The sequence below is a fragment of the Kitasatospora sp. NPDC001664 genome, assembly GCF_053596675.1.
Genome location: NZ_JBSFGS010000033.1, coordinates 75809 through 82085, shown reverse-complemented (window position 1 = coordinate 82085; position 6277 = coordinate 75809). Strand labels below are relative to the sequence as shown.

The following is a 6277-nucleotide window of genomic DNA, read 5'->3' as shown; positions in this document are numbered from 1 at the left end:
GGGGCGGGGGCTCCCTTCGGCCCCGGGGGTGTTGGGGGGGGGGGGGGTGGGGGGGGGGTGGGTTTGGGGGGGGGGGGGGTTTGGGTGGGGGGGGGGGGGGGGGGGGCGGGGGGGGGGCCCGGGCCCACCCGGCCGGTGACAGGACTCTGACACGCCCACCCCGCCCCCGGCCAGAGCACCACGGCGATCACGTCACCGTGGCTCCCGTCACACCGGCGGTCGCCCGCCGCACCACCACCGGCATGGCCAGCGCCGCCACCGCGAAGACCACCCCGGTCATCACCCATCCGGCCAGCCCGAGCGGCAGCACCAGCGTGGTTACCAGCACCGGACCGAGCATCAGCGCCGCCGCCTGCCCGGAGTTGAAGACGCCCTGGTAGACGCCGTGCCGCCCCTCCTGCGCGAGTTCGTAGCTGAGCGCCCACGCCGCCGCCTGGGTGGTGACCTCCCCCAGCCCCTGGAGCAGCACCGCGCCGACCACCAGCAGCGCGGCGGCCCAGCCGGGCAGCCCGTGGGCCAGGCCGAGCACCACCCAGCAGAGCCCGACCAGCAGACCCCCGTACCGGAAGACCCGGCCCGCCCCCGCGACGGTCCCGGTGCCCCGGGCGGCCCGCACCTGGAGCAGCACCACCATCAGGGTGTTGACGATCAGTGAGCCGGCCACCAGCACCCGGGGCGCCTCGGTGTGGTCGACGATCCAGAGCGGCACGCCCACCTCCAGCAGGGGGAACTGCAGGCAGAGCACCGCGTTGAGCAGGGTGACGGCCAGGAAGGTCCGGTCCCGAAGCGCCGGGTTGCGCCCGCCCGGCCCCGCCTCCTCCGGGCCGGCCCCGGCAGCGCGCTCCACCGGCGGGACGGCCAGCGCGTAGAGCACCGCCACGACCGCGAAGCTCGCCGCGTCGGCCAGGATCGCGGTCACGTAGGCGCCCGGGGTGTCCACGTGCAGCACCAGCGCGGCGGCGGCCGTGCCGAGGCCGATGCCCACGTTGGTGACCACCCGCAGGTACGCCCGCCCGACCACCCGCCGCTCGGGCGGCAGCACCTCGGCGTAGAGCGCGCTGCGGACGGCGGCCGAGCCGCGGTCGGCGGTGGCCACCACGCAGGCCAGCGGCAGGAAGAGCGCGTAGTCGCGGACCACCGCGTAGCCCACCATGCCGACCGCCTCCACGGCGACCAGCCCGATCAGCACCGGCCTGACGCCCCACCGGTCGGCGGCCCGGCCCGCCGGGATGCCGGCCAGCACCCCGCAGATCCCCGCCAGGGTGAGCGCGAGGCCGACCCGGGCGGGGCCGAAGCCGAGCACCCGGGTGAAGTAGAGGACCCCGAGGGCCATGGACAGGCCGTTGCCGAGGCAGTTGACCAGGGTGATGCCGGAGAGCCGGCGGATCGTCCGGTCCGGGTGGAGCAGGCGGTCCCGGAGGCGCTCGCGGGCAGGGGAGGGCCGGGGCCCGAGGGTGGTGGAGGTCATGCACCGATCCCACCGCCTGCGGGCCGGGCGCGTAACTGATTTAGGGTATGGCTGAATCGTCGGCCCGTTGGTGGGGGAAATGCACCGGTTCCGGCTCAGCACCGAGGCGTTGGCCAACGCCTCCTTCGCCCTCTCCCCGCTCCAGGAGACCGCGCTCGGCCTGCGGCTGTGGACCCACCCCGGCCGTTACCCCGTGCAGGCACCCTGGGCCGAGGTGCTCCGCCCCGCCTTCGAACGGCTGCCGGGCGCGCCGCTGCTGCTCTCCCTGGTGGGCCGCAACCGGTACGTGCCGGACTTCCTGACGCCCCGTCCGACCACCCCGCAGCCCGACTTCCACGCCGAGCTGGCGGTGGTCCGCGCCCTGCCGCCCGAGCGGCTGGCGGTGGAGCTGCGCGCCGCCCACCTGCCGCACGAGCAGCCGCTGCCGCCGCTGCTGGCCGAGGGCCTCGCGCGCGACCCGGCGGAACTCCTCGCCCGGATCGCCGACGCGCTGGCGCAGTACTGGGAGGACTGCCTCGCCCCGCTCTGGTGGCCCCGGGCCCGGCCGGTGCTCCAGGCGGACCTGGTGCACCGCTCCCGGATCTTCGCCGAACGCGGCGCGGCGGCGCTCTTCGCGGACCTGGACCAGCGCCTGGAGTGGGCGGACGGCGTCCTGACGATCCATCGGGACTGGGGCGACGCGGACACCGACATCACGGTGGCCGCGCGGGGGCTGGTCTTCACCCCGACCTGCTTCGCCCGGGGCGCGATCACCTCGATCAGCCACGACTACCCGCCGTCGATCGTCTACCCCGCCCGGGGCCAGGGCGCGATGTCCCCCACCCCGCAGGCACCGCCGGCCCCGGCCGCCCTCGAACTCCTCCTCGGCGCCCCCAAGGCCCGCCTGCTCGCCCTGCTCGCCGAACCGGCCTCCACCACCGAACTCGCCGCCCGCCTCGGCGTCACCCCCGGCGCGGTCAGCCAGCACCTCTCGGTCCTGCACGCCACCCGCCTGGTCACCCGCACCCGCAGCGGCCGCCTGGTCCTGTACACCCGCAGTCCCCTCGCCGACGAACTCCTCGGCTGACGGCGGCCCGGTCGGCGCCCGCCCCGGTGTCGCGTCCCGGCCGCTCCTCACCCAGCGCCCGCAGCGGGGCTGCGAGCCGGGGAGCGGGGAGCGGCCGGCCCTCCCCGAGGCCCCGGAGGATCGGCAGGCCGAGTCCGTCCATGACGGCCGAGGTGGCGGGTGGCGGCGGTGGAGGTGAGGACGCCGACGAGGTAGCCGTCGTCGTCGACGACCGGCCAGACCGTCAGGTGCTTGATCCGCATCGCGAGGACGGCCAGCACCAGGTCCATCGCGGGCCAGGTGAACGGACCGCGCTGGTGGCCGACTTCGCGCACCCGGGTGCGCAGGGTGTACCAGGAGGAGGCGTGGAACGCGTGCAGTCCGCTGCGGGTGACCAGGCCGTGGCAGCGGCCGTCGTGGTCGCGCACCACGAGGTAGTCCACGTGGGCCGCGCGCAGGACGTCCTCCGCCCGTTCGACGGTGCTGTCCGTCGTGATCTGGTACTCCCACGGCACCATCGCATCGCCGACCGTGGGCCGTCTCGTCACCTCGTGCGGTCGGGTGGGGCCGGTGCCCGGGACGGACCGGACGCCGAGGACGGACGGCGTGCTGAGGGTGAGGGCGGACTGGATGTCGCGCGCGGTCTGGGTGGTCACGGTGTTCACCGTTGCCTGTCCCCCGGACGGGGTACGAGGTGCCCGGGTCGTCACCCAGAACGAGGCCGGATCGACTACCGGAGTGCGAAGTGCCCTGGATGCCCCCTACCCTACGTCCCCGTCCGCCCCGGCGGGCATCACCGCGCAGTAGGGTTGGCAGCAGCCGAGGAACGCGCACGCCGGCACCGCACCGGTGGCTCCTGGGCCCGAGAGGTCCTGAACCCAGGGACCGGAACGCGGACCACGTGATGCAGATTCCGCTCCCCACCCCCTCTTCGTCCGGCTCGTGGACCGTTCCGGTGTTCCCGCTGCTGCCGCGCCTCTCGCTGGAACCGACCCTGGCACGCGACGGCGTCTTCGACGGTGCCTGGTGGCCCCGCTCGGGCCACCTCCTGGACGAGCTCCCGGACTTGATCACTGCTCTGACCCGCCACCTCGGCCGCATCGTCCGCGTAGGCCTGGACACTTCGGCCTGGGACGAGGCTCCGCGCTCCCTGGAGGTCGACGGACTGGCCGTCAGGATCGGCCGGTACTCCGGCAGCACGGCCACGATCAGCCTCACCTGCGGCTTCCAGGACCACTACCTCCTCCTGGTGGTGCCGCCGCGCACCGCTCCGGCGGCCGCGCGGGCCGCGATGGCCGGAGCCGCGAGCACCGGCAACCACACCCCCGCCGCCGAGCTCCTGCCGGCCCCGGGCCGATGACCGTACGACGGGTCGGGAGGCCGGCCCGGACCGAGCGGCCGGAGTGCGGCGGAGCGGCTCGGCCGCGTCGCTCGCAGTCGGCCGGTACCCGTCCGGAGGCCCGCCGGCCCTCCCGGGGACGCCGACGCCGGGCGGAGCGGCTGCGGGCCGCCCCGCCCGGCGCCGGGCCGGGGTCCGGGTCAGGCGTTCGCGCAGATCACGAAGACGCTGATGCCGACCGAGCTGGTGTTCCCCTGGCGACCGAGGCCGACCCAGCCCCGCCCGTCGTCGGTCGGGAAGCTGCCGACCAGGGTGGCGTCGTTGCCGCGCGCTTCGGCCCCGCCGCCGAGGGCTCGCTTGCCGGCCGGGCAGGAGACCGTACGTCGCTGGAAGTTGGGCACGTTGGCGTTCGGCAGCGTCACCAGCTGGATGCCGTCCACGGCCCGGACGGCGGCGGCCGGCTCGGCCCGCTGCTCCGAGCCGGCCGCCCGGTCCTCGGCACCGGCCTGGGCGGCGATGCCCATCCCGACGGTCAGCGCCACCGCCAGCAGACCCGCCCCGAACGCTCGCTTGTTCCGCAGCATCTCTGATCCCCTTCCGAGCGGCGAGCCGATCGGTTCGGACTCGCACCACCAAGCGCATCGGCCGCCCACCCCAGGGGAGTTGAGCCAAACCCCACCCCAGGGCGAACCGGAAGCACGGGCCCACGAACCATCCGCCCGCCGCCCGGCCCCGCACCCGGTGGGCGTACGGCGGGTAGCGTGGTGCGGATGGATCACGACAAGGGCCTGGACGCCGACGGACACTTCGTCAGGGAGGGCTCGCTCGACCGGGTGCAGCCGGAGTTCGCCGGGCTGGTCGACGCGGCCCGAGCCGCGATCGTGGAGACGTACGGTCCGGACCGGCTGCACAGCGGCTACCTCTACGGCTCCGTCCCGCGCGGCACTGCCCGGCCCGGCCGCTCCGACCTCGACCTGCTGCTCGCCCTGCACCGCCCGCCCACCGCGGCCGACCGCGCCGACGCCGACCGGATGGCCGCGCGGCTGGACGCCGCGCACCCGGAGGTGGACGGCGTCGGGGTGCTGCTCTTCGACACCGCCACCCTGCTGAGCGAGCCGGAGCGGTACGACCTCGGATGGTTCCTGGCCTGCCTCTGCACCCCGCTGCTCGGCCCCGACCTGGCCGCTGACCTGCCCCGCTACCGGCCGAGCTCGCTGCTGGCCCGGGAGACCAACGGCGACTACCCGCTCCACCTGGTCCGATGGCGGGGCGGGCAGGGGACGGTGCGCGGCACCTGCCGAGTGACCGTCAGGAGCGCGTTCACGCTGGTGATGCCGCGCTGGGGCGGCTGGACCAGCGACCTGCTGCGCTCGGCCGAGATCGCCGGGTCGTACTACCCCGAGCGCGCGGAGCAGCTGCGCACCGTGGCGCTGGCCGCGCTGGACCCCGTCCCCGACGAGTCCGCCCGACGGCTGGTCACCGAGGAGCTCGGACCCTGGCTGGCCGCGGAGTACACCGCCGTGCACGGCACCAAGGCGCCCCGGCCCTGACGGGTCGGTGCGCGCGGTGGCCGACCGCTCCCACCTGGTGTGACCTTGCTCCCTCCGCCCTGCCCGGCGGCGGAGCGGACCGATAGCGTGGGGCGCATGTCGAACTCCAGCTCGCTGCTCACCGCCGTCCGCGACCGAGGCCGCCGTGCCGCCGGGCGGCTGGTGCACCGCGGCTGGGGGCTGGTGCAGAAGCTCGGTGCGGTCTCCAACCGGAACCCCGGGCCCTACCGCTTCCGGGAGTTGGGGGACGGGACCAAGCTGGCCTTCCCGCTCGGGGCGGTCTTCAACGAGCAGTGGATCACCATCGGCCCGTTCTCGATCATCGGCGAGCGGGTCACCATCTCGGCGGGTTTCCTGCCCGGGCTGGACCTCGGGCCGGAACCGATCGTGCGGATCGGCGGGGGGTGCGTGATCGGCCGGGGCAGCCACGTCGTCGGCCACGAGTCGATCACCCTCGGGGACGACGTCTGGACCGGCCCGTACGTCTACATCACCGACACCGCGCACTCGTACCACGACACCGACCTGCCGATCGGCAAGCAGTGGCCGCGCAACGCGCCGGTGGAGATCGGCTCCGGGTCGTGGATCGGCACCGGGGCGGTGATCCTGCCGGGCGCCCGGCTGGGGCGCAACGTGGTGGTGGCGGCCGGATCGGTGGTCAACGGGGAGGTGCCCGACCACGCGGTGGTGGCCGGGGCGCCGGCCAAGGTGGTGCGCAGCTGGTCCGAGCTGGACGGCTGGCAGCCGCCGCTGCGGCACGAGCCGCCGACGGCGATCCCGGAGGGGGTCACCGCCGAGCAGCTGCGGGCGCTGATCGGCTGGGACCTGCGGCTGCCGGGGGAGGGCAGGGCCTCCTGACCCGGCGTCAGGCCGGC

The 6277-nt window shown here is 75.4% G+C and carries 7 protein-coding genes; 4 read left to right on the top strand and 3 right to left on the bottom strand.

Annotation, left to right across the window (positions count from 1 at the left end):
• Positions 1–187 precede the first annotated feature (187 nt).
• On the bottom strand, positions 188–1468 hold the full coding sequence (locus tag ACWCYY_RS34075; RefSeq protein WP_449798210.1) for an MFS transporter: 1281 nt from the start codon (positions 1466–1468) through the stop codon (positions 188–190).
• A gap of 79 nt (positions 1469–1547) precedes the next feature.
• Here ACWCYY_RS34075 and ACWCYY_RS34070 point away from each other — a divergent pair, with 79 nt between their 5' ends.
• Positions 1548–2534 (top strand): ArsR/SmtB family transcription factor, encoded by a 987-nt coding sequence (locus ACWCYY_RS34070; RefSeq protein WP_380148709.1) that lies wholly within the window; start codon positions 1548–1550, stop codon positions 2532–2534.
• Between the two features lie 47 nt (positions 2535–2581).
• On the opposite strand, the gene ACWCYY_RS34065 is transcribed toward ACWCYY_RS34070, so the two are convergent.
• The gene (locus tag ACWCYY_RS34065; protein ID WP_380148711.1) at positions 2582–3169 is read right to left on the bottom strand and encodes a CBS domain-containing protein; all 588 of its coding nucleotides are present in this window, start codon (positions 3167–3169) and stop codon (positions 2582–2584) included.
• 248 nt (positions 3170–3417) lie between these two features.
• On the opposite strand from ACWCYY_RS34065, the gene ACWCYY_RS34060 reads away from it, so the two are divergent.
• Positions 3418–3873, top strand: a complete 456-nt coding sequence (locus tag ACWCYY_RS34060; RefSeq protein WP_345289484.1) for a DUF5994 family protein — start codon at positions 3418–3420, stop codon at positions 3871–3873.
• 179 nt (positions 3874–4052) lie between these two features.
• Here ACWCYY_RS34060 and ACWCYY_RS34055 read toward each other — a convergent pair whose 3' ends face one another.
• The gene (locus ACWCYY_RS34055) at positions 4053–4436 is read right to left on the bottom strand and encodes a hypothetical protein (protein ID WP_345289485.1); all 384 of its coding nucleotides are present in this window, start codon (positions 4434–4436) and stop codon (positions 4053–4055) included.
• 186 nt (positions 4437–4622) lie between these two features.
• Here ACWCYY_RS34055 and ACWCYY_RS34050 point away from each other — a divergent pair, with 186 nt between their 5' ends.
• Both ACWCYY_RS34050 and ACWCYY_RS34045 read left to right on the top strand, forming a co-directional pair.
• Positions 4623–5402 carry a nucleotidyltransferase domain-containing protein gene (locus tag ACWCYY_RS34050; protein ID WP_449798209.1) on the top strand — a complete coding sequence of 260 codons (780 nt, stop codon included), beginning with the start codon at positions 4623–4625 and terminating at the stop codon, positions 5400–5402.
• A 96-nt stretch (positions 5403–5498) separates the two neighbouring features.
• Positions 5499–6260, top strand: coding sequence for an acyltransferase (locus ACWCYY_RS34045; RefSeq protein WP_345289488.1), 762 nt, complete (start codon positions 5499–5501; stop codon positions 6258–6260).
• The last annotated feature ends 17 nt before the right edge of the window (positions 6261–6277 follow it).

Bases quoted from the DNA above. Each gene is read 5' to 3' on its own strand.
- ACWCYY_RS34070 (WP_380148709.1), top strand. From the start codon at position 1,548: ATGCACCGGTTCCGGCTCAGCACCGAGGCGTTGGCCAACGCCTCCTTC.
- ACWCYY_RS34045 (WP_345289488.1), top strand. From the start codon at position 5,499: ATGTCGAACTCCAGCTCGCTGCTCACCGCCGTCCGCGACCGAGGCCGC.
- ACWCYY_RS34075 (WP_449798210.1), bottom strand. From the start codon at position 1,468: ATGACCTCCACCACCCTCGGGCCCCGGCCCTCCCCTGCCCGCGAGCGC.
- ACWCYY_RS34060 (WP_345289484.1), top strand. From the start codon at position 3,418: ATGCAGATTCCGCTCCCCACCCCCTCTTCGTCCGGCTCGTGGACCGTT.
- ACWCYY_RS34050 (WP_449798209.1), top strand. From the start codon at position 4,623: ATGGATCACGACAAGGGCCTGGACGCCGACGGACACTTCGTCAGGGAG.
- ACWCYY_RS34055 (WP_345289485.1), bottom strand. From the start codon at position 4,436: ATGCTGCGGAACAAGCGAGCGTTCGGGGCGGGTCTGCTGGCGGTGGCG.